The 24,496-nt window shown below is 35.6% G+C and carries 25 protein-coding genes and 1 pseudogene; 12 read left to right on the top strand and 14 right to left on the bottom strand.

Annotation, left to right across the window (positions count from 1 at the left end; translation table 11 throughout):
* Nucleotides 1-316: 316 nt before the first annotated feature.
* Together ACQV2X_RS03470 and ACQV2X_RS03465 are read right to left on the bottom strand one after the other, a co-directional pair.
* Complete coding sequence (locus ACQV2X_RS03470; protein ID WP_428881641.1) at nt 317-1,666, bottom strand: MATE family efflux transporter; 1,350 nt, start codon at nt 1,664-1,666, stop codon at nt 317-319.
* Nucleotides 1,629-2,258 carry a TetR/AcrR family transcriptional regulator gene (locus ACQV2X_RS03465; RefSeq protein WP_428894234.1) on the bottom strand — a complete coding sequence of 210 codons (630 nt, stop codon included), beginning with the start codon at nt 2,256-2,258 and terminating at the stop codon, nt 1,629-1,631. The genes ACQV2X_RS03470 and ACQV2X_RS03465 overlap by 38 nt, the downstream gene beginning before the upstream one ends.
* A gap of 465 nt (nt 2,259-2,723) precedes the next feature.
* Here ACQV2X_RS03465 and ACQV2X_RS03460 point away from each other — a divergent pair, with 465 nt between their 5' ends.
* From ACQV2X_RS03460 to rbsB, 6 genes are read left to right on the top strand one after another with little or no spacing between them, the layout of a single operon-like run.
* The gene (locus ACQV2X_RS03460; protein ID WP_428894233.1) at nt 2,724-3,704 is read left to right on the top strand and encodes a LacI family DNA-binding transcriptional regulator; all 981 of its coding nucleotides are present in this window, start codon (nt 2,724-2,726) and stop codon (nt 3,702-3,704) included.
* Nucleotides 3,704-4,612 (top strand): ribokinase, encoded by a 909-nt coding sequence (gene rbsK / locus ACQV2X_RS03455; RefSeq protein ID WP_428874054.1) that lies wholly within the window; start codon nt 3,704-3,706, stop codon nt 4,610-4,612. Before ACQV2X_RS03460 ends, rbsK begins: the two co-directional genes overlap by 1 nt.
* Entirely contained in the window at nt 4,587-4,985 is a 399-nt protein-coding gene (rbsD, locus tag ACQV2X_RS03450; protein WP_428894232.1) for a D-ribose pyranase, read from the top strand. Before rbsK ends, rbsD begins: the two co-directional genes overlap by 26 nt.
* 11 nt (nt 4,986-4,996) lie before the next feature.
* Complete coding sequence (locus ACQV2X_RS03445) at nt 4,997-6,478, top strand: sugar ABC transporter ATP-binding protein (RefSeq protein WP_428874933.1); 1,482 nt, start codon at nt 4,997-4,999, stop codon at nt 6,476-6,478.
* Complete coding sequence (locus ACQV2X_RS03440; protein WP_428874051.1) at nt 6,478-7,431, top strand: ABC transporter permease; 954 nt, start codon at nt 6,478-6,480, stop codon at nt 7,429-7,431. The genes ACQV2X_RS03445 and ACQV2X_RS03440 overlap by 1 nt, the downstream gene beginning before the upstream one ends.
* 21 nt (nt 7,432-7,452) lie before the next feature.
* Entirely contained in the window at nt 7,453-8,379 is a 927-nt protein-coding gene (rbsB, locus tag ACQV2X_RS03435) for a ribose ABC transporter substrate-binding protein RbsB (protein ID WP_428894231.1), read from the top strand.
* Between the two features lie 69 nt (nt 8,380-8,448).
* Here the strand turns inward: rbsB and ACQV2X_RS03430 are convergent, their stop codons facing one another.
* From ACQV2X_RS03430 to ACQV2X_RS03420, 3 genes are all read right to left on the bottom strand, one after another.
* A complete protein-coding gene (locus ACQV2X_RS03430) occupies nt 8,449-8,994 on the bottom strand; it encodes a GNAT family N-acetyltransferase (protein WP_428894230.1) in 546 nt (181 codons plus the stop codon).
* Between the two features lie 133 nt (nt 8,995-9,127).
* Nucleotides 9,128-11,191 (bottom strand): heavy metal translocating P-type ATPase, encoded by a 2,064-nt coding sequence (locus ACQV2X_RS03425; RefSeq protein WP_428881636.1) that lies wholly within the window; start codon nt 11,189-11,191, stop codon nt 9,128-9,130.
* Nucleotides 11,181-11,477 (bottom strand): DUF6110 family protein, encoded by a 297-nt coding sequence (locus ACQV2X_RS03420; RefSeq protein WP_428874047.1) that lies wholly within the window; start codon nt 11,475-11,477, stop codon nt 11,181-11,183. The genes ACQV2X_RS03425 and ACQV2X_RS03420 overlap by 11 nt, the downstream gene beginning before the upstream one ends.
* A gap of 703 nt (nt 11,478-12,180) precedes the next feature.
* Between ACQV2X_RS03420 and ACQV2X_RS03415 the strand changes: the two genes are divergently transcribed.
* Nucleotides 12,181-13,575, top strand: coding sequence for an alanine/glycine:cation symporter family protein (locus ACQV2X_RS03415; protein ID WP_428894229.1), 1,395 nt, complete (start codon nt 12,181-12,183; stop codon nt 13,573-13,575).
* A gap of 325 nt (nt 13,576-13,900) precedes the next feature.
* Here ACQV2X_RS03415 and dhaM read toward each other — a convergent pair whose 3' ends face one another.
* The 4 genes from dhaM to ACQV2X_RS03395 are packed head-to-tail and all read right to left on the bottom strand — an operon-like array spanning nt 13,901 to nt 17,044.
* Nucleotides 13,901-14,275: a dihydroxyacetone kinase phosphoryl donor subunit DhaM gene (dhaM, locus tag ACQV2X_RS03410; RefSeq protein ID WP_428874045.1), complete on the bottom strand. Its 375-nt coding sequence runs from the start codon at nt 14,273-14,275 to the stop codon at nt 13,901-13,903.
* Nucleotides 14,275-14,853 carry a dihydroxyacetone kinase subunit DhaL gene (gene dhaL, locus ACQV2X_RS03405; RefSeq protein WP_428874044.1) on the bottom strand — a complete coding sequence of 193 codons (579 nt, stop codon included), beginning with the start codon at nt 14,851-14,853 and terminating at the stop codon, nt 14,275-14,277. The genes dhaM and dhaL overlap by 1 nt, the downstream gene beginning before the upstream one ends.
* A 35-nt stretch (nt 14,854-14,888) precedes the next feature.
* Nucleotides 14,889-15,878 carry a dihydroxyacetone kinase subunit DhaK gene (dhaK, locus tag ACQV2X_RS03400; RefSeq protein ID WP_428874078.1) on the bottom strand — a complete coding sequence of 330 codons (990 nt, stop codon included), beginning with the start codon at nt 15,876-15,878 and terminating at the stop codon, nt 14,889-14,891.
* A gap of 26 nt (nt 15,879-15,904) precedes the next feature.
* A complete protein-coding gene (locus tag ACQV2X_RS03395) occupies nt 15,905-17,044 on the bottom strand; it encodes a glycerol dehydrogenase (protein ID WP_428874043.1) in 1,140 nt (379 codons plus the stop codon).
* 177 nt (nt 17,045-17,221) lie between these two features.
* Here ACQV2X_RS03395 and dhaS point away from each other — a divergent pair, with 177 nt between their 5' ends.
* Nucleotides 17,222-17,812: a dihydroxyacetone kinase transcriptional activator DhaS gene (gene dhaS, locus ACQV2X_RS03390; protein WP_428874041.1), complete on the top strand. Its 591-nt coding sequence runs from the start codon at nt 17,222-17,224 to the stop codon at nt 17,810-17,812.
* Nucleotides 17,812-19,323 carry a glycerol kinase GlpK gene (gene glpK, locus ACQV2X_RS03385; RefSeq protein WP_428894228.1) on the top strand — a complete coding sequence of 504 codons (1,512 nt, stop codon included), beginning with the start codon at nt 17,812-17,814 and terminating at the stop codon, nt 19,321-19,323. Before dhaS ends, glpK begins: the two co-directional genes overlap by 1 nt.
* 328 nt (nt 19,324-19,651) lie before the next feature.
* On the opposite strand, the gene ACQV2X_RS03380 is transcribed toward glpK, so the two are convergent.
* The 3 genes from ACQV2X_RS03380 to ACQV2X_RS03370 all read right to left on the bottom strand — a co-directional run bounded on the left by ACQV2X_RS03380 (nt 19,652) and on the right by ACQV2X_RS03370 (nt 20,952).
* Nucleotides 19,652-19,846, bottom strand: a complete 195-nt coding sequence (locus ACQV2X_RS03380) for a helix-turn-helix transcriptional regulator (protein ID WP_428874039.1) — start codon at nt 19,844-19,846, stop codon at nt 19,652-19,654.
* 3 nt (nt 19,847-19,849) lie between these two features.
* Nucleotides 19,850-20,161, bottom strand: a complete 312-nt coding sequence (locus tag ACQV2X_RS03375; protein WP_428874038.1) for a hypothetical protein — start codon at nt 20,159-20,161, stop codon at nt 19,850-19,852.
* Between the two features lie 65 nt (nt 20,162-20,226).
* Entirely contained in the window at nt 20,227-20,952 is a 726-nt protein-coding gene (locus ACQV2X_RS03370; protein ID WP_428885265.1) for a hypothetical protein, read from the bottom strand.
* A 56-nt stretch (nt 20,953-21,008) separates the two neighbouring features.
* On the opposite strand from ACQV2X_RS03370, the gene ACQV2X_RS03365 reads away from it, so the two are divergent.
* The 3 genes and pseudogenes from ACQV2X_RS03365 to ACQV2X_RS03355 form a co-directional block, all read left to right on the top strand.
* Nucleotides 21,009-21,350: a helix-turn-helix domain-containing protein gene (locus tag ACQV2X_RS03365; protein WP_428875518.1), complete on the top strand. Its 342-nt coding sequence runs from the start codon at nt 21,009-21,011 to the stop codon at nt 21,348-21,350.
* 21 nt (nt 21,351-21,371) lie between these two features.
* Complete coding sequence (locus tag ACQV2X_RS03360) at nt 21,372-21,812, top strand: IS3 family transposase (protein WP_428894227.1); 441 nt, start codon at nt 21,372-21,374, stop codon at nt 21,810-21,812.
* 12 nt (nt 21,813-21,824) lie between these two features.
* Nucleotides 21,825-22,280 (top strand): annotated as a pseudogene (locus ACQV2X_RS03355) (IS3 family transposase); the annotation flags it as partial.
* A 200-nt stretch (nt 22,281-22,480) separates the two neighbouring features.
* Here the strand turns inward: ACQV2X_RS03355 and ACQV2X_RS03350 are convergent.
* Both ACQV2X_RS03350 and ACQV2X_RS03345 read right to left on the bottom strand, forming a co-directional pair.
* Complete coding sequence (locus tag ACQV2X_RS03350; RefSeq protein ID WP_428894226.1) at nt 22,481-23,656, bottom strand: hypothetical protein; 1,176 nt, start codon at nt 23,654-23,656, stop codon at nt 22,481-22,483.
* The gene (locus ACQV2X_RS03345) at nt 23,653-24,294 is read right to left on the bottom strand and encodes an ABC transporter ATP-binding protein (RefSeq protein WP_428894225.1); all 642 of its coding nucleotides are present in this window, start codon (nt 24,292-24,294) and stop codon (nt 23,653-23,655) included. Before ACQV2X_RS03345 ends, ACQV2X_RS03350 begins: the two co-directional genes overlap by 4 nt.
* Between the last annotated feature and the right edge of the window lie 202 nt (nt 24,295-24,496).

The raw sequence follows: 24,496 nt of genomic DNA, 5'->3' as shown, positions 1-24,496 counted from the left end.
GAGACAAGTGCTTGATCGTATTACGGATATTCTTTTGCTTTTAAATTTCTTTCTAAATGGGTTTCTTTCACAAGAATTATTCATCTATAGTGAGTAGTGAAACCTGAGCTGAAATTTCTTTCTAAGTACTGCTTGCCATAATCCGTCATATATAACAAAAAAATTATGCAAAGATTGGCTTTTAATGATTATTTCCATTTTAGCAGTAACATTTAGCTTTTTAGTAGAGACGTAACCATTCTTGTAATATAGATAAACTCTTAAAGAATTGGGTTGCCTTCTCCTCCCTCCACCATTGGTTAATTGGCACTAAAAATTAAATCAATTCCGTTTGCTTAAAAGCTTTTATTTCTTGGACCATCATGGCTAAAGCAATAAGAATTACAATCAAATCAACTAGTGCTTCTGCCCACCAAACAGCCCCACTTCCAAACATTCCAGGTAAGATAAGCAAAGCTGGTACGAATAAAATAAGTTGTCTTAACAGAACAATAATCCCAGCTTTTTTACCATTGCCAATCGATTGGAAAAATGTGATTGCCATATTCATAGCTGCATAAAGTATATATACTGAGAAAAACAGTCTAAAATGCCCCACTCCACGTTGGATAATTTCTTCGCTCACATTAAATAAACCAAATATTCTTGCAGGGAAAAATTGTGCCGGTAGGTAGAACACTAAAGATAATATAGTACCTGATAGGATAAAAATCTTCATCGTTTCTTTAACTCTTGCATACTGCTTCGCTCCAAAATTAGCCCCTATAATAGGTTGAAGGGCTTGACTCATACCCCAAAGTGGAATAAATGAGAAGCCATAAAACCTCAAGGTCGCAGCCATTAGTGTTGCCCACTCATCACTTCCATATTGAAAGGCTTGTCGATATAACAAGCTTTGTTGAACCATAAATAAAATCTGCATGAGCATAGCTGAAATACCTACCCCCACCATTTCTTTAGAAAGTTCATTAGCCTTTTTGATTTTTCCTATCTTTACAACATCACTCTTATAACGGAAATAATACAAGGTAAACCCTGCTTGAACGGATTGAGCCAAGATTGTAGCTAAGGCTGCTCCTTCTATTCCATATTCTCCCATCGCAATCATGAAAATAGGGTCAAGAATTATATTGAGAATTGCTCCAAGCCCCATTATCAGCATAGCCTTTTTTACTTGGCCTTCGCCTCGCATGACCATATTAGATGATTGAACATAATTGATAAAAAATGACCCTGCGAAAATAATTCTCACGTATCGAAGACCTAGCTCTTTGATTGCTCCACTTGCTCCTAATAAATCTAAAAAATAAGGAGATAAAAAGATTCCAAATACTGTAATCAAAAGTGATAATACAATTACCCAATAAACTAAGTTCCCCATTATCTTATCGATTTTCTCCTGATCACCTTCTCCTAAGGCTCTTGATAAAATAGAAGCACTCCCTATTCCAATCAATGTCGATACGCCATTATTTACAAAAGTAATCGGCGCAGAAACAGAGCAAGCCGTCATGGCAGCTTCTCCTAAAATATTTCCAGCAAAAATTCCATCCATCAAAGGAAACAGTCCGATAACGAGCATACCGAGTACAGCTGGAACAGCCTGATGAAACATAAGTCGAACAAGATTATCCGTTAAAAGTCTTTCTTTCATTGTTTTTTCCATTTTGTTTTCTCCCTTCTTTGAAAAGTGCTACAAACATTTTTTCTATAATTTCTTTATTTTTTTTAAAATTATCTCTAGCTTCTAAAATATCTGCCCCTAAAATCATTGAATTAATAAAATCTGTCACAAAATCATAGAGTGCATCATTCAATAAAAATTTTGGAACATTCCTTTGAAGCTGACTAAATTCTTCCCTACTTTGTGCTTTTAACTGGTTAAAGATACTATTGAGCTTTTTGCTTCTCTTTTTTTCAATTAAAAATTGGACATAAATTTCCATATATAAATTATCATCCAGTATTTTTTCGACAAGTTGTTTTGCTATAAACTCTATTTCATACCCTTGCTTGAACTCACTTAAGTTGGATTTGATTACTTCATTTCTATAATGTATCCCATCAACCATTAGGTCATGAAGAATATCAATGGTGCTTTTATAATAATGATAGAAGCCTCCTTTAGACATGGTCGTTTCGTTAATAATATCTTCCATCGTAGTATTAGCGAACCCTTTACTAACAAATACTTTTCTGGCTGCTTCTTTAATTTCATTTTTTCTTTCTTCTGGCTTTAATCGCCTAGCCGAGCACATGCAACCCCCCCTTTTTTATATACCGACGGTATCGTCGATAATAGTTTATTATTCTTACTTTAGAGAGTCAAGAGTTTTTATAAAAAAGAATGCTCTAAATTTTACCCCCGTGCAAATCTCGTTCCATACAACGAAGTAAGAAAATATTAAATAGTTTACGTCTAAATTTTTTAACGGCTTCTGAGACACTTATTAGTCGTGTCCCTTAGAGTGCGTCCTTTAATTCATTCATTGAAACAATATGGGTTGTTAAAATAGGTTGAAATACAGCTTCCTTCGTTTTTAATCGGTAGGATTATAACGCTTGAGTAAGTTTGAGACGTTTCACTTTTTTAAGCTCCTAATTGAATTGCGAATTAGGGGCTTTAGATAATGCAAAAACTCATTAAACCTTTCTTCTTGACAAACTAAAAAAAATTAATATAATAATGTGTGTAAACGGTTACACATGGAGGTGTGAAGTTTTTGGTAACAATTCGTGATGTGGCAAATGAAGCAGGCGTTTCAGTCGCAACTGTTTCGCGCCTGATGAATAACAGTGGTTATGTGAGCGAACAATCCAAACAAAAGATTCTTTCGGCGATTAAAAAATTAGATTATATCCCTAATGAAATTGCTAGATCTTTAAATAAACAGTCGATGAAAATTCTTGGTTTATTGGTTCCGGATATTACTAACCCTTATTTTCCTTCTTTAATCAAGGGAGTCGAACAATGTGCCTTGCAACACGGCTATATGCTTTTATTAGGCAATACCGAAGGCCAAGAAACGATTGGTGAGAACTATCTTAATTTTTTTAAACAATATAAAGTCGCTGGATTAATCAAAATTGATGGGACTCATCTAGACACACCTGAGGACGTTCCAACCGTCTCATTAGACCGGATGAATGATCAAGACCAGTTTGCAGTAATCTCTGATGATTTTTATGGCGGAGAACTCATTGGACAAACTATTCTTGAAACTAATTATGGCTCTATTTTGATTATGACGGGTCCAATGGATATTCAAGTGTCTAAAATGCGTTTACAAGGAATACAGTCTGTATTTGATCAATATAAAATCGACTATCAGATATATTCTACTCCGTCCTTCCAGACAGAATTTGCAGATCAAGTTGCCAAGGAGATTATTCGTGACTATCCCAATATTGATACGGTGATTGCTCCTAATGATATCTATGCTTTAGCCCTTATCCAAGCTTGGAATCAATTAGGTTCTATTATCCCAGAAGATGTCCAAATCATTGGGTATGATGGAATTGTCTTTGGAGCCTATGCCCATCCGAGTTTAACTACCATTGAACAACCGGCTTATAAAATAGGTTATCAGGGAACAGAATTGTTACTAGCCATTATTAACCAACAAATAGATCCTGAAATGTCTAAAATCATCCAAGTCAAACCGCGATTATTAAAAAGAAATTCTTTAAGGGAGGTAAAATAATGGTAAAAATTGCAGTCATTGGAAGTATATCTACTGATTTTGTGGTGACTTCTAAACGAAGACCCCAAGCTGGAGAGACTATTTTTGGGGAATACTTTGAAACTTATTTTGGTGGCAAAGGAGCTAATCAAGCCGTTGCAACCAGCCGACTGGGTGCAGAAACTTATATGTTAGGAGCAGTGGGAGCTGATAAATTTGGTGAAAGTTTAATAGCCAATTTGCAAAATAATCGGATTGAAGTTTCACACATTAAAACAAAGAAGCAGCTTCCTTCAGGTTCTGCCATTATTAATGTTGTTGAAGGCGAAAATACGATCATTTATGTAGCGGGAGCTAATGATGCTTATTCAAGCGAACAAGTTCTAAAAGAGCAAGCATTTCTCACTACCTGTGATTTAATTCTAATCCAAAATGAAAGTCCCATCGAAACGGTTGAAACCCTTATACAACAAATGGCTGATGCCTCTTGTCAAATAATATATAACCCTGCGCCCGCTCGCTCATTTAATCCACAATTGATGGCAGCTATCGATTACATCACACCTAATGAACATGAATTTCGCTTAATGTTCCCAGATCAAGAAATGGCAGAAGTTCTGGCTCAATATCCGAACAAAATGATTGTAACCTTAGGAGCTCAAGGGGCCGTCTTTCATAATGGACATGAACTTATTGAAGTCCCTTCCTATAAAGTTGATCAAATTGTAGATACTACTGGGGCTGGTGATACATTCAATGGTGCGCTCGCCTTTGCTATTGGCAACCAGTTCGAACTCGAAGAAGCAATTCGTTTTGCCAACTTAGCCGCCGCGCTATCAATCGGAAAAGAAGGGGCTCAAAAAGGAATGCCTACTATCAAACAAATGAAGGAGAGTGTATATTTTGAAAAAACATGGGATATTAAATAGTCATATCTCCAAAGTTTTATCCGATATGGGCCATACTGATCAACTAACAATTGCAGATTGTGGTCTTCCTATCACAACGCATGTAGAAAAAATTGATTTAGCTATTCGCTTAGGTGAGCCTGATTTTATCAGTGTTTTAAAAACAGTAATGAGTGATATGAAAATTGAACGGATTGTTCTCGCCGAAGAAATCAAACAATATAATCCGAATTTGCTAGCTGAAATCCAGCAATTTGTAAATCCACTTATTGAGATTCAATTTATAGATCATGACTCATTCAAGAAGCAGACCCATAAAAGCAAAGCGATCATAAGAACAGGTGAGGCGACTCCTTATGCAAATATTATTTTGCAATCAGGCGTCATTTTCTAGGGGGGAGTATTATGGAAATTCAAATGACTAATATCCATAAACAGTTTGCAGCCAACCAAGTCTTAAGAGGAGTAAACTTCGACTTAAGAAGTGGAGAAGTCCATTCACTAATGGGTGAAAATGGAGCTGGAAAATCAACTTTAATGAACATTTTAACCGGTCTATTATCAGCTGACCAAGGAAAGATTACCATTAATGGAAAAGAATCATTGTTTGATAATCCCAAAGATGCTGAAAATAATGGCGTTAGCTTTATTCATCAAGAATTGATAACTTGGCCAAAGATGACCGTCTTAGAAAACATGTTTATGGGGAAAGAGCTTACCAAATATGGCCTTTTCTGTGACCAAGCTACCATGAAATTAAAAGCTAAAACTATTTTGCAAGAATTAGGTATTCAGATTGATCTTGATGCCTTGATGGGAACACTCAGTATCGGTCAACAACAACTAATTGAAATTGCCAAAACACTGATGAACGATGCTTCTGTTATTATCATGGATGAACCGACAGCTGCTTTGTCAGACCATGAAATTGATACACTCTTTTCTATAATCCAAAAACTTAAGCAACAAGGAGTCGCAATTGTATACATCTCGCACCGCTTGAAGGAAATATTTCAAATAAGCGACCGTATCACTGTCATGCGCGATGGCATTTCGATTATGACTAAAGATGTTACCAACACGGATGAGAAAGAAATTGTTCGTGCAATGGTGGGTCGAGACATTGGGGATTACTATCCGAGTAAACGTTCAGAAGTTGGCCGTACACTTTTAGAAGTTAACAAGCTAACGGTGAGTGAAAAATTTGAGGATATCTCTTTCACTTTGAAACAAGGGGAAATACTCGGTGTGTCTGGACTGATGGGAGCAGGACGTACAGAAATTATGTCGGCTATCTTCGGCTTGCTTCCGATTGAGCGCGGAACTATTAAAATTAATAATCAGCCTGTGCTTCTCTCTTCACCACTTCATGCTATTAAACAAGGAATTGGTTACTTAACTGAAAACCGTAAAGAGGAAGGCCTTATTTTAGACTTTTCGATTAAAGAAAATATTGGAATCACTGCTTTTAAAGAATTTTCTAAAAACGGTTTAATTCACACCAAGGAAGAAGAAGATTTTGTGCAGTTACTCATCGAACGTTTGGCTATAAAGACAATGGATATGCATCTACCAGTGACTTCCCTATCTGGTGGGAATCAGCAAAAAGTGGTCTTAGCCAAATGGATTGCTGCTGGAACTCAAATTTTAATTTTGGATGAACCTACCCGTGGAGTGGATATCGGTGCTAAACGAGAAATATACTTGTTGATGCGTGAATTAACCGATCGAGGTGTTGGTATCATAATGGTATCAAGTGATTTACCTGAAATAATTGGAGTCAGTGACCGTGTACTTGTTATTCATGAAGGAAAACTGAATGGCTGTCTGTCCCATGAAGAATTATCGGAAGAACGCATCATGACTTTAGCTACAGGAGGAAAATAATGGATAAAGTTGAAAAGAAATCATCGAAAAAGCAATTTGATTTAAGAAGATTAGGTCCAGTATTGGCCTTAATTGTTTTGTTTGTTCTCGTTACCCTCTTAAATCCAAATTTTATTAAAATAAATAATTTACTTAATTTGCTTAGACAAGTCTCAATTAATGCCTTTATAGCATTCGGTATGACCTTTGTCATTATCACTGGGGGGATTGACTTGTCGGTCGGCTCTGTCTTAGCTTTGTCAAGCGCGATAGTCGCATACTTAATGATGTATGGTATGAGCCCTATACTTGCTGTTTTAATTGGGGTCTTACTTGGGGGACTTTTAGGAGCAATTAATGGATTAATTATAACTAAGGGGAAGGTTGTTCCATTTATTGCTACCCTTTCAACTATGACTATCTATCGCGGATTAACTTTGGTACTAACGGGAGGAAATCCTCTCACTAAATTTGAAGGGGGGCAATTTTTTGAATCCATTGGAAGGGGGTATTTATGGAAAATTCCAGTGCCGGTTCTTCTAATGTTGGTTGTTTTTGGCATTCTCTACATGCTTTTGCATCGCACAACATTTGGACGGAAAACTTTTTCCGTTGGAGGAAATGAAAAAGCGGCTTATATTGCTGGAATTAATAGTCATCGAGTTAAACTTATTGTCTACACTATCTCCGGGGCTTTGGCTGCCACTGCAGGTTTAATCTTAACTTCACGATTAAACTCAGCGCAACCAACTGCTGGAGTCGCTTATGAAATGGATGCCATCGCCGCTGTTGTCATTGGTGGTACAAGTATGGCTGGAGGTCATGGCCGCATCATTGGAACCTTAGTCGGCGCTTTAATCATTGGTACGTTGAATAATGGTTTAAACTTACTTGGAGTATCTAGTTTTTATCAACAAATTGTTCAAGGTATCGTTATATTAATCGCTGTTCTATTAGATCGAAAAGAAAAATAACTATATAAAAGGAGCATTCAAATGAAATCTATAAAAAAAATTACTATCGCCTTGTTCGCTATTTTACCACTTGTTCTATCAAGTTTAACTGCTAACCTACAGGTTAAGGCAGAAGAAGAATATACAATAGGTCTAGCAATTTCCACTACCAATAATCCCTTCTTCGTCGATTTACAAGAAGGTGTTGAAGAGGCTGCAAAAGAAATGGGAGCCACTGTTAAAATTGTTGACGCACAAGATGATGCAACAACACAGCTTAATGGACTGGATGACTTAATCACTCAAGGAGTAGATATTTTACTCATTAATCCCGTTGATTCCGATGCTATAGTCCCAGCTATTAAAAATGCTAATGAAGCAAAAATTCCTGTTATTACCATTGACAGAAACGCTGCAGAAGGTGAAGTTGTTTCATTAGTAGCCTCTAATAACTTAGATGGCGGTAAGATGGCTGCTGAATTCATTATTGAAAAGATTGGAAAAGGTGCGAAAGTTATTCAATTAGAAGGTGTTCTAGGCGCTTCTGCAACAAACGAAAGAGGGGAAGGTTTTGAAGAAGGAGCCAAAGATCAATTAGAGCTTATCGCTAGTCAATCTGCTAACTTTAACCGTTCAGAAGGATTAACTGTTATGGAAAATCTTCTTCAAGCACACCCTGATGTTCAAGCTGTCTTTGCTCAAAATGATGAAATGGCTTTAGGGGCTATTGAAGCTATTAAAGCTGCTGGTTTAGAAGAAGAAATTCTCGTGATAGGATTTGATGGCAATGACGATGGCTTGGAAGCGGTCAAAGAAGGTGAGTTGGCTGCAACGATCGCTCAACAACCTAAAGAAATGGGACATTTAGCGGTTGAAGCTGCCATCAATCATTTAAAAGGAGAAAAAGTTGAAGAATCCATTGCTTCTCCGTTAGAATTAGTAATTAAAGACACATTAGAAGAAAAATAATTCACTTTTCATTTAATAGTTTTAAGACCTCACGACACTTATTTAGTGCCCTGAGGTCTTCATTATTTTTTACCCTCTTATATTAGTATCTGTAGCATAATCCCTAAAATCATTTTCCACTAACTCATAGTCAACACTGGATTGGCTACAACCAAGTTGGTCGACCCATGAGTCATCGTTAATCCGCAACTTTTTAAACCCTAGTAGCTCATATACATGTTGGGCCCTAGTATTTTGAAGATTAACATCTAAAATAATTTTTTGATAGCCTTGATTAAATAATTCTTTAATCAATAAACTCAGAATAATTCGACCCAGGCCTTTATTGCGATAAATTGCTTCACAAATCTTTATATGTATTTCTGTGACTTGATTCCCCAAGTTATCATAAAACATTTCACCAATTGATTGACCTTGATACTCAATGAGTAGGAGCCGACCTTTTTCATCGGTATAATTTTCAATCTTATCTTCGATTTCTTCGACTGATTTGCCTAATCCATTGGGAAAACCCAAATATTTCATTAGTTCCCCATCATTCCACCATTGACAGAGTTTGGCAGCATCTGCTATTTCTGCATCACGTATCCATAAATTTTTATACCTTACTTTCATAGAAATCCCCCATTTTAATACAGGGCTGCTTTATATTAAACAGGCATTACAATTGATATTCAGGTTTAACTAGGATAAGGCAAAGTAAATCTACCAGCTTTTTTAAGAGAAAGCGAATACTGGATTATTCCTTTTATCTTTTAAAACCTGACATACTTCTTAAAATTATGCCAGTCGTTGTCAAATTATGTAGGATTGATAGGGAACTTGGTGATAATAAATCAAAAACACCTAATAAAATGAGCCCACTATTAATCGCAATGGTTTGTTTAACATTTTTCTTTATTCTTTTATCTAATAAATGGCTAATTTCAGCCAATTCCATTAGACTTTCTAATTGATTATTTGATAAAACAAGATCACTTGTTTGTTTGCAAATATCAGCAGCATCATTCATAACTGCCCCTATGTCTGCAAGCGATAGTGCAGCAGAATCATTGAGCCCATCTCCAAGCATCATGACTTTTTTACCTGAACGTTTTTGTTCTTCAATGAACTGATATTTATCATTTGGTGACACTTCTGTTTGTAAATATTGAACGGATATATTATTCATAAGATTTTGAGTTCGCTCTTTGGTATCACCAGTAAGAAGCGCAACTTCTTTGCCCTTACTTTGTAACCATTGAATGACTTTGGCCGCTTGCGGACGAAGCGGGGTATCAATTAGAAAAAGACCAATTAATCTTCCGTTGTAACCAAGATAGAGTAGGTTGTATTGCTGTTCATAGTTATTAATAACGGCTTTTTGTTCTTCAGAAATAGCAATTTTTTTATCCGTCATTAAAAGATAACTACCAATGACTACTTCTTTTCCATCAATGGTTGATAAGATCCCGCGCGACGCAATATGATGGAGCTTTCCATGCATTTCATCATGGACAATAGCTTTTTCTTGGGCTTCGTTCACTACGGCTTTAGCCAATGGATGATGAATGTGTTCTTCTAAGCAAGCGCCCATTCGTAAAACATCTTCAGTTTCATAATCATCAAAAGAGACGGTTTTATAAACCTTAGGATCGGATACAGTTAAAGTCCCGGTTTTATCAAAGACAAACAGATCGATGTCATTATACTTTTCCACGACATCCATACTTTTAATTAATATTTCTTTCTCAACTGCTTCTTTAATTGCCGTTAAGTAAGAAATAGGAACCGAAAGCTTCAAAGCACAAGAGAAATCAACTAATAGAAACGATAGGGCTCTTCGCAAGGATCCAGTGAATAAATAGGTAAGAATGACACCTAAAAAATTGTACTTAACCAGATTGTCAGCTAGAGCAATATATTTAGTTTGTTGAGTGCCTTTTTGATTTTCTGATTGACGCATTAGAGACATCAATTCGTGGATACGGTAATTTAACGTGGTATTTGTAACGCGAATAGATAATTCTCCCGATTCGATCACTGTATTTGAAAAGACTTGATCTTCTTCTTGCTTAAGGATAGGGAAAAATTCTCCGGTAAGCGAACTTTCATTGACCATGGCTGAGCCAGCATCCACTACCCCGTCAAATAAAATTTCCTTTCCTTCAGACACGATTATAATGTCATTCAACTGAACTTCTTTAGCATTACGCTCAAGCTTATTCCCTTGACTGTCTAACAACCATACCATTTTAGTAGGATCTTTCATACTGCTTTCCAAATCTGCAATTGACTTTTTATTGGTCCAGTCATTTAATTGATCACCCAATCCCATGATAAACATAATGGAACTAGCGGTTTTAGGCTGTCCAATCAATATGGCAGTTAAAATAGCAGCGCCATCTAAAACTTCCATATTTATATCCTGCGATACTAACGATTGAAGCGCTTTTTCTATATATTTAGTGGATAAATAAAGGGTATAGAGATACTGAATAGGTTGAGGTAGAAATAGACGTCTCAGCACAAACAGGCTCAGTTCCTTCGAAACAATCGCATAAGGCGTCTTTTCTTTGCGATAGGGCTCTTGTAAACATCTAATGACTTGATCTTCAGTCAAACTATTTAAAAATTTGAGGGCGTGTGCCATCGAGTAATCTTTATGAACAAAGACAGCCATTGTCCTTTCATCATGATAGAAAACTATTTTTTGAATAGCTGGTTGGAGTTGAGCCTCCTCCTTAATCATTTCTCTAACGGATAACGTTAGTAAAAAAGAACACTTAACTCTTACTCGACTTTTGTTTTGATGACAAATTTTAAACTTCATTAGCGCCTGCTATATCCTCAATGCTATCGGCTTGCTCTTGCTGTTTTTGGGCAAGATAAATTTCTTGAGCATCTGACAAAACGTCATCGGTATGTTGTTTAATTGTTGATACATTCGCATCAAGCTCATCTTTTAATTGGTAAGATTTTGCGATTACATGAGCATAAGTTTCTTTAGCTTTTTTACTCGTTAAAACTTTTAACCCTAGTGTTCCAAATAGAGCTCCTCCGAGGAATAAACCAGATGATTTGCTGATTTTTGTGGCCTTTTTTAAATTCTTTAACATTTTAAATCCTTCTTTCTATTTATATTTAAATAATTATAGCACTGATAAAAGTAAGTTTCAATTAATGGGTCCAAGGCTCAATTCTTATCGTGTCCACAAGTGATAATGTTTGCTTTTCGTTTTGAAAAAACTCGTTCCCATACGCTCTAATGTTAGACATAAATAATTGTTAAATCAAACAGATGCGCAATCATTTTATAGTAAATCAGCTTAGATTCAAATTGAGAAGTTAAAAATAGAATGACTTATCGAAAGAACCAGCCATTAATAGGAGCGTTATGATGACCTTGGGGCTTTTGATTCGATCTTTTAAATTATGGCCACTGCAATGGATGGGTGTGTTTTTCCTTAGATTAGGTAGTGACTTGTCCCTTAGTGGATTATTATTTTGTGGAGTAGTTTTAGCAAAACAGACCCATTCTTTGTTTAAATTCAAATAGATATACAGTTTAATTGTTAAGTACTGTTTCTTTCCTATTTTATTCACTTTTTATTTCGTTACGCTACCCTAAAATTGCAATTAGGCTTGCTGAAGTAAGCTTTGTCAATTGATCAATCTTTCACAAAAACACTTTTATTTCATTTGAATTTTTGCTAATTTTTTTTAATTCGAAAAAAATGGTTTCGTTTTCATAAAAATCATTGACTTGCTATACCCTTTTATCATACAATTTAGTTAAATAAAAATTTAGGAGGGGAAGAGATGAATTCTTTAGCCAGTTATTTTGTGAAAAATATCACTCATTTGAGTGATTTAATGTGGTCCAGTGTTCTTTTGTATATTCTTATAGCGGTCGGTATTTTTTATACTTTTTATCTTGGCTTTCCGCAATTTCGTTATTTTGGAACAGCGTTTAAAGAGACTTTTGGCGGCGTTTTTGGTAAAAAGGAAAAAGAAGAAGCCGGTACCATGTCTTCATTCCAAGCCCTAGCAACAGCCATTGCTGCTCAAGTCGGAACAGGTAATGTTGCTGGGATTGCTACAGCTATTATGGCAGGAGGACCTGGTGCTATTTTCTGGATGTGGATGTCTGCTTTTGCTGGCATGGCTACAATTTTTGGCGAGGCCGTTTTAGCTCAGAAATATCGTGAAGTGCGTGATGATAACTTTGTGGGAGGGCCTGCCTTTTATATCAGTAAAGGGATAAAACAAAAAACCTTAGGCAAATTCTTAGCCGGCTTCTTCTCAGTAGCAATTATTATTGGCTTAGGATTTATTGGGAACTTAGTGCAATCAAACTCGATATCTGCCGCTGTCAATGAGGCTACCGGTATTAACCCAATTATCGTTGGTGTTTTGATAGCAATTGCAGCTGCTTTAGTTTTTATGGGTGGTATGAAACGAATTGCTAACTTTGCCGAATTAGTTGTGCCATTCATGGCTGCTTTATATATTATCGGCGTCATCGTCGTAATGGTTCTCTATAAAGAACAAGTCGGTCCTGCTTTTAAATCGATTTTTGTGGAAGCTTTTAAACCTACATCTATGATGGGTGGAGCGATCGGTGTCACCGTTAAACAAGCCATTCGATACGGGGTCGCAAGGGGTCTCTTCTCAAACGAAGCAGGTATGGGTTCTACACCACATGCCCACGCAGTGGCCAACGTAAAACATCCTGCTGAACAAGGTTTAGTAGCGATTGTTGGTGTTGTCATTGATACGCTCGTTGTTGGAACCGCTACTGCAATGGTAATTCTCGTTACCGGCGCTCATGAAAAAGGGTTAGAGGGGGCTTTAGTCACGCAAGAAGCTTTTTCTTCCGCTTTTGGTACGTTAGGTACATCCTTTCTAGCTCTTTGTTTAACCTTTTTTGCCTTTACCACTATTGTAGGTTGGTACTATTTTGGAGAAACCAATATTCGTTACTTATTTGGTAAAAAAGGGCTTTTACCTTATCGTATTATCGTCATTTTCTTTATCGTTTTAGGATCATCACTCACTAAGAAAATCGACTTTGTTTGGACCATGTCAGACTTCTTTAACGGGCTGATGGTCTTTCCAAACATGATTGCTCTCCTTTTATTAGCGCCTCAAGCTAAACGGATTCTAGATAGCTATAAAGCGCATCAGCTCTATAATCGGGAGGATTTAAGTTAGTTTTATTAAAGTATAAAAAGGCCTCTGAAGTTGAATTCAAATCAACTTTAGGGGTCTTTAAATATAATCCAAATATCAATTCTTGTAATATTCGCAAACTATGTGTAATAAAAATCCCACTAATTTAAAAAATAGATAGGACCAGTTCTTTAAAAAAATAATTGAAAAACTCTAGCTCTCCTACTCTTTAGGATGCGGCTAGAGTTTTTAACGCGGTGCTGCCATTAAAGTTAAACCCTCACTATTTTCTCCAAGTATTTAGCAATCTAGGGAAAACATTTTAAGCTACTGATGATTTTCTTTACAAATAAATAGAATATATCCGTTATTTTACCATATGCATTTCTTCTAGTTGTGCCTCGATATTTTCTTGATCGACACCGGCTTGTAATAAAGTTGCAGCGGTATATGCTCCTTCTACGACTGGAACATCATATATTTTGATTGTTTTATCACTCATTTCCATAGCCATTTCTAGATTCATTTTTGCACTACCTAGATCATAAAAAGCCAATAAATTTTCAGCTGAGTTTTTATTGATGGCTGCTAAAGCGGTATCAAAGTTCGTCCCTATTTCGTTTTGATCAATACCACCTACTACTTGCACATCAACATCTGCTGCTGCTTGTTGAATCAAACGATGAATTCCTTCCGCAATCTCATGAACATGTGAAACAATCACAATTCCAGTTTTTTTCATTATTCTGCCTCCGCTTCTAGCATTGCGTGAAATAATAAGCCTGAGGAGTAAGCTCCTGGATCAATATGGCCAATAGATCGATCTCCCACATAAGAGGCTCGTCCTTTTTTAGCTTTTAATGGTTGCGTTGCTTCCACTGCTTCATCAATTAATTCGTGGGTTAATTGATGAGTCTCAACTGCTTCTACAACAGCTATCCATAAATCTACCATTGTTTTGTCGCCTTGTTCTGCTTTTCCACGCTTTTGAATCGTTTCTAACCCAGCTTTTAAAACACTTGCCCAGTCTTCAGCTGCTGATTCAGCTTTCATCATGCCCATAAAGGCTGACCCATATAGTGGCCCAGAGGCTCCACCGACTTTACTTAGCATATTTTTCATCATTAATTGAAGCAATTCATTCAACGTTTTTGGGTTTTCGTCTTCAATCGCTTTAATTACATGGGTCATGCCACGAGACATATTATTTCCATGGTCACTATCGCCAATAGGTGTGTCTAATTGTGTTAAATAGTCTTTTTCGTTTTGAATTTTTTCATTGAATAATTCCATCCAACGAATTCCAGTCTCTAGATTCATTTAAAAGATTCACCCTTTCATTTTATAAAATAATCTTACCAATTAATGGTATCAACTGGTGCTTCAATAGCTTTCAAATAGAATGCTTCATCTAAGCGAAGCAAAGTTAAGGATAAACCTTGCATATCTAACGAAGTCATTAAATTGCCTACTTTCGAAAACGCAATCGTCAGATTCTTTTCTTTCATTATCCTTTGCACATCATTTGCAAATACATATTGTTCCATTAATGGCGTTCCACCTAAACCATTCACGATTATTGCAAAGCGATCATTGGCTTTGGCATCAAACTCTTTTAGTAATTTTGTAAGTAATTCTTGGGATAAATCCTGTGAACTCTGCAATTTTTCTCGTCGATATCCCGGTTCGCCATGAATACCTACGCCATACTCGATTTCATCATCCGCTAAGGTAAAACTTGCTTCATCGCTCCCAGGCGTAGTGACCCCTGTTAATGCGACTCCAATCGTTTTTATATTTGGGATAAGATTTTCCGCTAATTTTTTAATCTCTTCAATGGTTTGCCCTTGTTCAGCAGCATGCCCTAATATTTTGTGAACAAAGACCGTTCCTGCAACGCCACGTTTTCCCTGGGTGTAGAGACTATCTTCGACAGCAATGTCATCATCAACTACGACACTCTCTACTTTTATTCCTTCCATCTCAGCTAATTCCTGAGCCATCTCAAAGTTCATAATATCCCCTGAATAGTTCTTTATAACGAGAAAGACACCTGCCCCCTCATCCGCTTCTTTAATTGCTTGTAAAATTTGATCGGGCGTTGGAGAAGTAAAGACTGCCCCACAAACAGCTGCTGATAACATTCCTCTTCCAACAAATCCAGCATGTGCAGGTTCATGTCCGCTTCCTCCACCAGAAATAATAGCCACTTTCCCGGTTTTTTCTAAAGTTCGTTGAATAATTCCTGTTTCAGGAATTCTTTTAAGCAATTTTGAATGACTTTGTACCATTCCATTAATCATCTCATCCACAATATTTTCTGGTTTATTTATTATTTTTTTAATCACGCTAGATTCCTACCTTTTTAAATTTATTTTGCTTGTTTTCTTGCTTTATAATCGCGACCCATCGCATCCGCTGCAATAATTGCATTTGCAACGGCTTCTTCTGTGATTTCAAAAGGCATTGAATGAATGGATTCTTCTGGGATACATGCTTTTTTAGCTACTTTTAGAATTTCTTGGTAATTAACTTCTTCGACATCTAAGTCCGCTAGAGATACTGGTAACCCAACAGAAATATTAAAGTCTAATAATTCTTCGACTTCTGATTTTGGTGCGTCTTCGAGCACTAATTGAACAAAGGTTGTAAAAGCAACTTGTTCCCCATGGTAATAATTTCCTGGTCCTTCTAAAACAGTTAAGCCGTTGTATATTGCATGAGCAGCTGCTAATCCTCCCGATTCAAAGCCTAAGCCAGATAATAAGGTGTTTGCTTCTACGATATCTTCTAAAGCTTGTGTAACAACGTTCTGATCAGCCGCAATTTTTGCATCGTATCCTTTTTCTAGAACCACTTTTAAACTTTTTTCAGCTAGTGTCATGGCTGCAATTGTTCCTTTAGCAGGTCCTGTAGCCCCAGTACGATAACCATTTGGCAAACCAGCATTCACATTTGAATTGGATTGACGAGTCGCTCGAGCTTCATAATAAGTTGCCAAAGTATCGCCCATACCAGCTACTAGGAATCGACTCGGTGCCTGTGCAATAACGGTAGTATCCATCAAAACAACATCTGGGTTTTTGCTAAAGTAAGCATAATCATCAAATTGATGATCGGCCGTATATAAGACAGCAGAGTGACTAGTCGGCGCATCTTGCGCTGCAATCGTCGGGCAAATAATAATATTCTGTCCTTCCGCTACAACTTTGGACGTATCGATTGCTTTTCCTCCCCCCAATCCTACAATAACATCAGTGCCTTTTTCTTTTGCTAATTTTTTCAATCGTTCGACTTCTTCGCGTGTGGCTTCGCCACCAAAATCTCCTCGATGTAATTGAACCTTATAGGTTTCAGCTGTTTGATCCAGTTTGTCTTGTACACGATCAATATCTGCTTTATTTCCTATAACGAGGGCAGATTCACCTAAAGACTGAATATAAAATCCTAAATTCAATAATTCATCTTCACCTTGTACATACTTACTTGGACTAATAAATGCTTTTCTCATTCTTATTCCTCCTGTATCTTTTAAGCTTCTTCTTCTCCACTAAATTAATGGTAACAAGTAAGCGCTATCAATTCAACAGACAAAAACCTTCGTCTGTCCGTTTGGTTTCAGATTTGCTCTGTCGTATACTGATACTATCAAATACTGTTTTATTTTTAATAAAAGGAGTTTGCCTGGATGAAAGAAAAAACAGATACACAAGAAATCATCGCTCAATCATTTCGAGAATTAACACTAAAAAAAGAAAGGGATAAAATTTCAATCACCGATATAATGAAACAAGCAGATTTTCGTCGTCAAACTTTCTATGATTATTTTGATGACAAATATGATTTAGTTACCTGGATTTTTTCGCATGAACTCTATCAATCCATTCAATCAATAATGGATTGGCAAAATTGGGAAGAAATCTTATGGCAACTATTAACTTATCTTGAATCAAACAATAAATATTATCGAAAAATCTTCCTCGATATAAAATTAGATTCTTTTAAAGAATATTTTATTTACTCCATTAAAAAAATAATCAAACAATTAGTAGATGATTATTTCAAAGAGCAGTTTCTTTCGTTAGAAAAAAAGCAAATGATTCAAACAGCTACAGATTTTTATAGCTATGGTCTCTCTGAAAGCCTCTATCATTGGGTCTTAGAAAATTGTGAACCAAATAGTAAACACTACCATGCGATGCTCGTAAAGCTTGTAAACTGTCGAAGCAAATCGAATGAACACACTACTATTTTATCAGGGAAAGGAAAGGATAAGTAATGGCAGAATATATATTATCAATTGATCAAGGAACAACGACGACACGTGCTTTTATTATTGATCGCAAAGGAAATTATATTGGAACTGCGAGTCGAAAATTCCAACAAATTATCCCACAAACTGGATGGGTAGAACACGATCCGAATGTTATTTGGGAAACTGTATGTCATGTTATTGAAGAAGTTATCCAAAAATCTGGGGTTAATTACTCTCAAATCAAAGCACTTGGACTAACGAATCAACGTGAAACAACTGTTGTTTGGAACAAGATAACAGGTGAGCCGATATATAATGCCATTGTTTGGAGTTCTAACCAATCATTAGCTACAATTAATCAATTGAAATCCAGTAAAAATGAAGAATATATCCATAAAACCACCGGACTGATTATGAGTCCCTATTTCTCAGCCAGTAAGATTCGTTGGATTCTAGATTATCATACTGGAGCGCAGGTTGATGCTGAAAAAGGAGCATTACTTTTTGGGACCATCGATAGTTGGATTGTTTGGAAATTAACTAAAGGAAAGTTACATATCACTGACCATACGAATGCTTCAAGAACCATGCTCTTTAATATTCATCGTTTAGAATGGGATGATGAATTGCTTAAGCTTTTTAATATTCCAAAAGCAATGTTACCCAATGTTTATCCCAGCTCTCATTACTATGGCGAAACAAGTTCTGAACTTTTCCATGGAGTAAAAATACCCATTACAGGGGTAGCTGGGAATCAACAGGCTTCTTTAGTTGGTCAACTTGCTTTTCAATCTGGACAAGTTAAAAGTACTTATGGTCAAGGGACATTTATTGTTATGAATACCGGGACTGAAGCCAAATTATCAAACAATCATTTACTGACAACCATTGCCTATTCGATCGATGGTCAAATTAATTATGCTTTAGAAGGGGCTGCTTTAATTTCTGGAAGTGCCATTGAATGGTTAAAAGACGGTTTAGAATTATTTGAAACGATTGAAGATTCAGAAAAGCTAGCTCTCATGGCAAATCCAAAGTCTTCCGTCTATTTTCTTCCAACTTTTAAAGGAATTGAAGCTCCTTATTGGGAAACGAATGTCAGAGGGGCTATTTTGGGCATGGATGACTATACGACTAAAAGGGAACTTGTCCTTGCTACTTTTGAATCTTTAGCTTACCAAGTCCATGACATTATTGATTTAATGGAATCAGATACTGGAATTGCACTGGATGTTTTACATGTTGATGGTGGCGTTGCTCAAAATAACTTACTCATCCAATTTCAAGCCGATATTCTTAATAAAACAGTTGAACGCGTTGAACGTTTAGAAACAACCGGTTTAGGTGCTGCATATCTGGCTGGATTAGCTGTAGGTTACTGGAAGGATTTAGATGAATTGAGAGCTTTAGTATCCGAGAACGAAGTTTTCCACCCAAACATGAGTCAAACCGATCGCTTTAAAAAACTGAATGGATGGCACAATGCGCTTAAAGCTGTTCGATATTATTCTCAGTTAACTCAAGATTTCTTTTAATAAAGAACACGAATGAATTTAAGTGGATTTCAAAAATAGCTAAGAAAAAGTTCTTAGCTATTTTTAGAAAGTTCTTAATCTTATGTAAAATACTTTATTATTATTTCTATCCTCTCCGACTGATTGAACACCTCTAAAATTTATGGTGTCGATGGAGCCATTCGATTCATTGACACCATTTTTTATTTTTTTAATAAAAAAGTCATGAATCGCTACCATTAAGTTTCCACAAATAAAGCTAGGAGCATTCACAAAACTCATTCTTATATACGAATGATTATGGAATTAATGTAGCGGTTATCTATATGCTGCATCAATTTCCAGAAATCTACTGATCACTAATAAAAAGTTCATCAACCATTGTATCTAAATGCTTTGCCATATTAAAAGCAAGTTGTAGACTCGGATCGTATTTGTTATTTTCAATTGCATTAATTGTTTGTCTGGTAACATTGCACTTATCCGCAAGTTGGGCTTGAGACCAACCCTTCTTAATTCTTAGTTCTTTGATTTTATTATTCATAGATTAACTGAACTTTCTAATTTTTAGTCTTAAATCTATTAAAAATATAATGCAGATTACTGCTAATTCAATTAACGGGTTAGAATGGTAATTGTTAAATCCAACATTATTTTGATAAATCATATACATTGATTCAAAAAACAATATCACAATCCCAATAATGAATGTCTCAGTCGATGCTTCATGTATAATTTTTTGCCTTCTTTCATCCCCTTGCTTAAACACTTCTAGCATCGTCCATATTATTGCTAAAATACACAGAATAAAAACAATTATAAATAACCATAAACCCCAAAAAGTATTTCCCATTTCCATTATTATCTCTCCTTATATGTAAAATTGTTTTGACATATATAGCTTAATTCATTTATCCAAAAATGTCAAATTGTTTTTACATTTATAGTTCGTTTAATAACTACCCATAGAGCAATCATCAAGCTAACTATAGCTAATAGTACAATAAAAGCATTATTGCTCTTATTTTCTTCTACTTTAACAAAGGTTTTTGTTTCTTCAATTTTCTGTTTCGGATTCTTTCTATCAGATGGTTTAGGTGACAATTCTGTAATCTCAGAGTTTTCTCCTAAGCGAATGTCACTTTCTAACTTATCAACCATGTCCCCATTTTCATTAACTTCTCGTCCAGCTAATAATTTCTTATTCAATTCTTCAATACTTAATTGATTCTTTGCTAATGCAGCAATATAACGATTCTTTCCAACAAAAATAGTAATGGTAGTTGGAGCTGAATCTGAGTATTTATTTTTGACAGTTAATTCATAAATACCTGGTTTATCATACGTGTTTTTTCCATTGCCTACTGTATTTGAACGTACACTACTTGAAACACTGCCGTCATCATTTTTAGTGATTTCTTTTCTTACAACATCTAAAGTTAAATACTTTGATTGAGTAAAATCAACCGTAAAACCGTTATCTGTATAGGCGCCATCCTTTAATTCAGCCCCAGATTCTATATCTCTTGGAAATGCCATTGTATTTCCATTTCTAATTGAGAAGGCAAAATTAATTTTATAATTAGTATAAGAAGGTAGAACATCCACCGATAAAATTTTTCGTGGATTGTTAATAATTTCATAATTCAAGGTAACTTCGTAGTCACCTTCTTGATAAATTTGAATTGGATAGAGGGGTTCTTTTTATGTCTAAATATTCAAAAGGATTTAAAATCAAATTAGTGAATGAATATCTTGATGGAACGACCGGTGGTCGTGATTTAATAGCAGAAAAGTATAGAATTCCATCTTCTACAGTTAGAAATTGGATAGAGATGTATGAAAACCATGGCTTCGAAGGATTTAATAAAAAGCTCAATAAAATAGAATATAGTGGCAAATTTGAGTTGTCTGTCATAAAATATAGGCAAATACATGAATGTTCCTATCAAGAAGCTGTTGAAAAATTCGATTTGCCTAACGGATTGCTGATATGTAATTGGAATCGAATTTATCAAAAAGAAGGTTTCTCAGGCTTGAACAAATAAAGCGGAAAGCCGAGAAAAAATATGACTGATAAAAGAAAAAAGAAGAACCCGAAGCAAGGAAAAGACGCAGATCATTTAGACTTACTTGAAAAATACCCTCAAACTCAAATAGTTGAATGGCTTAAGATTAGTAGTTTACCTAAATCAAGCTTTTATGAGTGGAAGAAAAAGTTCAAGCTAATGATTGATCCGGATACTCAAATCAAGCTGGAAATTAGAAAGATTATTAAAGCGTCCAAAGAACGTTACGGATACCGTCGAGTCAGTTTAAAGTTAAGAAAACTGGGTTATATTGTTAATCACAAGAAAGTTTTGCGAATGATGAGAGAAGAAAATGTGCTTGGTAGTAAGTTTAATACTCGAAGCAGAAAATACAGCTCATATAAGGGAACTGTCGGTAAAATCGCAGACAACATCGTTGCTCGTCCATTTAATGTTTCGGCAGCCAATAAATTATGGTGAACTGATGTCACCGAATTTCGTTTACCGGTTCAGGAAAAAAGACGGTATCTTTCACCTATTTTAGATGCGTTTAACGGCGAAATAGTCACTTATAATTTAAGTTATAGACCTGATATCCGCATGACAAATACGAAGTTCGATCAAGCTCTTCAAACAAGAAACATTGAATCTAATTTAATCATTCATTCGGATCAAGGCTTTCACTACCGGCATAAATCATGGATGTCAAAGCTCACAAAAAATGGCGTCACTCAAAGCATGTCTCGAAAAGGAAATTGTTTGGACAATTCTCCAATGGAGAATTTCTTCGGAATTCTTAAACAAGAGATGTTCCATGGTGTCACATTTAACTCTTATGCTCATTTAGAGAAAGAAATTAAAAGTGATATCCGTTGGTATAACGAAGAAAGAATTAAAGCAAAATTAAACGGCTTGTCTGCTGTTGAATACAGGTTACAAACCGCTTAATAATTAAATATTAAATTTTTGTCCGTATTTTGGGGTGCACATCATTAATAGAAGTCTTTTCTAAGTTATATTGAAATGATTAGTATAATTATAAATCCTCTATCATTTTCAGCTGTATTTGCACCTTCTTGACCTTTTCTTAATAATTGATAATCTAAAATTCTCTGTATTTTGATATGACTTTGTAGTTAAATATGAATTTATCCATTCTTAAAAAGTTGTATTATTGAATGAAGTCGTTTAGATTTAATTAACATTATCAATGCTATCAGAAAAAGATTAACTATGCTTACTAGCAAGAGACCATTTTGATAAGTAATGGCTTGGTTCACATTCTCATAAGCAAGTTGTTGGGTAATGACACGGGTAGCGAAGAAATAGGTGGTTGGAATAAAATGCATGACCTTAGCCAAAGGCGCAATATTTCCTGTTAATAAGATTCCCCCAATCAATGTCAAGGCAGAAACGAAGAGGGTAATTAATTTTTCCTTAGTCAATATAGCAATCAGATAGACCCAGATAACCGTCATAAGGATAGTAAGAGCATGAATGACACTTGTCTGTGCGATTAAACGCCAGACTGGAAGGGTCTCTCTGTATGTGTCTGTATAGATTGAAATCGGATATTGATAGGATGAAAAACCATTAACTAGACCAGCTACAATGAAGAACAATCCGAAGCTTACTCCATAAACCAAAAGGGAAATTAAGTAGATTTTAACTAATTTATCTAATTGCCAAGTAACTTGGTTTACCGGAAATAAGTCTTCGAGATCTATTTGATCATAAAATTGACGGGTGAAGCTGTCACTTAATAAAGTAATCAAACATAAGATAAAAATAATTGGAAAGATGGTATCAAGCATTCTGTAAAGAAAGGTATAACCACGACTCTCTCCTCCTTCAAATTCAGGAGGTAAATTAAGTCCTTGCAATATTTTGTAGCGCTGATACTTCCCGTAGATATAACGAATATAATTTTCATCAAAATTATGAATTTTTGACTCTATGTCAGCTAATTCATTCCTTTCCATTAAGTCAATTTGAATCGCAAGGGCTTCCGACCAATCACCGACCTTCGCTCGTTCAATTGCTTTTAGGTTTTGAGCGATATTTTGTTTTAGGGACTCTTGTGCTTCAAAAATTTTATTTCTATCTTTGGAATCTAGGTCACCGGATAGAGTATCCTCATAATCACTGCTAATATATTGCATTATTTCATTGTTATCATCTAGTGAGGCAATAAATCCTACTTTACTTTCTGAAGAAGTATTCATTACCAGTAAAAAAGCCATTACCAAGATACTGACAGACAAGGGCAACCAGTTAAGTCTAGCCTTAAAGATTTGTTTCAAATAAAGGTTAAATGGTTTCATGACGGACTAACCTCTCTTTCTTCTAATCGATGGCCTTGGATAGAGTATATCTTGTCGCAAAGATTAAGAAAATCCACTTGTTCATGGGTCGCTATTAAAAAAGCCTTTCCTTCATCACGTTGTGTTTGGAGATAGCTTTTAAATTGATTAAGACTCTCATAATCTAAACCATTAGTTGGTTCATCCATTAGCCAATAAGTAGGATTGGTTACTTCATATAATGATAATACTAACTTTTGTTTCATACCGAGCGAGTACTTATAAATCGGTTGTTTGATGTAATCGTGACTTTGCCATCGATTAACCGCCCTTTCGATTAGGTCTGGATCAGCTTGCCAGACTTTATTATAAAGCTTTAAGTAATCCATTCCCGATAGATTTTTATCCAACCAATTGACCGACTCAAAATAAAAAACTGCCTGCTTAAAGCCTTTACCCTTAAGTTGTCGATCTTCAATGTCGAGACTAATCTGCCCTTGAGACTCTTCCCTTAAACCTGCAATCGTCCTTAACAAGGTCGATTTTCCACTACCATTAGGACCCGTAAGAGCTACCAATGAGTAAGGAAAGATTGTAAAATCCGCAGTAAATAAGGGGATCTGATGATTTTTGATTGTTAGATTGTTTATGCTTAACATAATAACTCCTTTTGATTTAGTAAAAGTCTTATTTACAAAAGTATCTAAACTCTATTTTAAATTATTTATTCCAATTAGTGTACTCAAGTTCTCAATATAATTTATAAGCTAAATTTTACACCATTTAGTTTGTAGTTTGATTGAGTCAAGTCCATATAATTGTGTAAAAGTAAAAAAGGTCATGAAACGTCCTTTTACGGTA

Origin of the sequence: Facklamia sp. P12945 (assembly GCF_050409485.1) — a bacterium.
In the GTDB taxonomy this organism is placed as follows: domain Bacteria; phylum Bacillota; class Bacilli; order Lactobacillales; family Aerococcaceae; genus Facklamia.
The sequence above is the reverse complement of the archived record's forward strand: the minus strand, read 5'-3'. Positions and strand labels throughout refer to the sequence as shown.

Excerpts from the sequence above, each read along its gene's own strand:
- ACQV2X_RS03470 (WP_428881641.1), bottom strand. The coding sequence starts at position 1,666 with ATGGAAAAAACAATGAAAGAAAGACTTTTAACGGATAATCTTGTTCGA.
- ACQV2X_RS03465 (WP_428894234.1), bottom strand. The coding sequence starts at position 2,258 with ATGTGCTCGGCTAGGCGATTAAAGCCAGAAGAAAGAAAAAATGAAATT.
- rbsK (WP_428874054.1), top strand. The coding sequence starts at position 3,704 with ATGGTAAAAATTGCAGTCATTGGAAGTATATCTACTGATTTTGTGGTG.
- ACQV2X_RS03445 (WP_428874933.1), top strand. The coding sequence starts at position 4,997 with ATGGAAATTCAAATGACTAATATCCATAAACAGTTTGCAGCCAACCAA.
- ACQV2X_RS03440 (WP_428874051.1), top strand. The coding sequence starts at position 6,478 with ATGGATAAAGTTGAAAAGAAATCATCGAAAAAGCAATTTGATTTAAGA.
- rbsB (WP_428894231.1), top strand. The coding sequence starts at position 7,453 with ATGAAATCTATAAAAAAAATTACTATCGCCTTGTTCGCTATTTTACCA.
- ACQV2X_RS03430 (WP_428894230.1), bottom strand. The coding sequence starts at position 8,994 with ATGAAAGTAAGGTATAAAAATTTATGGATACGTGATGCAGAAATAGCA.
- ACQV2X_RS03425 (WP_428881636.1), bottom strand. The coding sequence starts at position 11,191 with ATGAAGTTTAAAATTTGTCATCAAAACAAAAGTCGAGTAAGAGTTAAG.
- ACQV2X_RS03420 (WP_428874047.1), bottom strand. The coding sequence starts at position 11,477 with ATGTTAAAGAATTTAAAAAAGGCCACAAAAATCAGCAAATCATCTGGT.
- ACQV2X_RS03415 (WP_428894229.1), top strand. The coding sequence starts at position 12,181 with ATGAATTCTTTAGCCAGTTATTTTGTGAAAAATATCACTCATTTGAGT.
- dhaM (WP_428874045.1), bottom strand. The coding sequence starts at position 14,275 with ATGAAAAAAACTGGAATTGTGATTGTTTCACATGTTCATGAGATTGCG.
- dhaL (WP_428874044.1), bottom strand. The coding sequence starts at position 14,853 with ATGAATCTAGAGACTGGAATTCGTTGGATGGAATTATTCAATGAAAAA.
- ACQV2X_RS03395 (WP_428874043.1), bottom strand. The coding sequence starts at position 17,044 with ATGAGAAAAGCATTTATTAGTCCAAGTAAGTATGTACAAGGTGAAGAT.
- dhaS (WP_428874041.1), top strand. The coding sequence starts at position 17,222 with ATGAAAGAAAAAACAGATACACAAGAAATCATCGCTCAATCATTTCGA.
- glpK (WP_428894228.1), top strand. The coding sequence starts at position 17,812 with ATGGCAGAATATATATTATCAATTGATCAAGGAACAACGACGACACGT.
- ACQV2X_RS03380 (WP_428874039.1), bottom strand. The coding sequence starts at position 19,846 with ATGAATAATAAAATCAAAGAACTAAGAATTAAGAAGGGTTGGTCTCAA.
- ACQV2X_RS03375 (WP_428874038.1), bottom strand. The coding sequence starts at position 20,161 with ATGGAAATGGGAAATACTTTTTGGGGTTTATGGTTATTTATAATTGTT.
- ACQV2X_RS03365 (WP_428875518.1), top strand. The coding sequence starts at position 21,009 with ATGTCTAAATATTCAAAAGGATTTAAAATCAAATTAGTGAATGAATAT.
- ACQV2X_RS03360 (WP_428894227.1), top strand. The coding sequence starts at position 21,372 with ATGACTGATAAAAGAAAAAAGAAGAACCCGAAGCAAGGAAAAGACGCA.
- ACQV2X_RS03350 (WP_428894226.1), bottom strand. The coding sequence starts at position 23,656 with ATGAAACCATTTAACCTTTATTTGAAACAAATCTTTAAGGCTAGACTT.
- ACQV2X_RS03345 (WP_428894225.1), bottom strand. The coding sequence starts at position 24,294 with ATGTTAAGCATAAACAATCTAACAATCAAAAATCATCAGATCCCCTTA.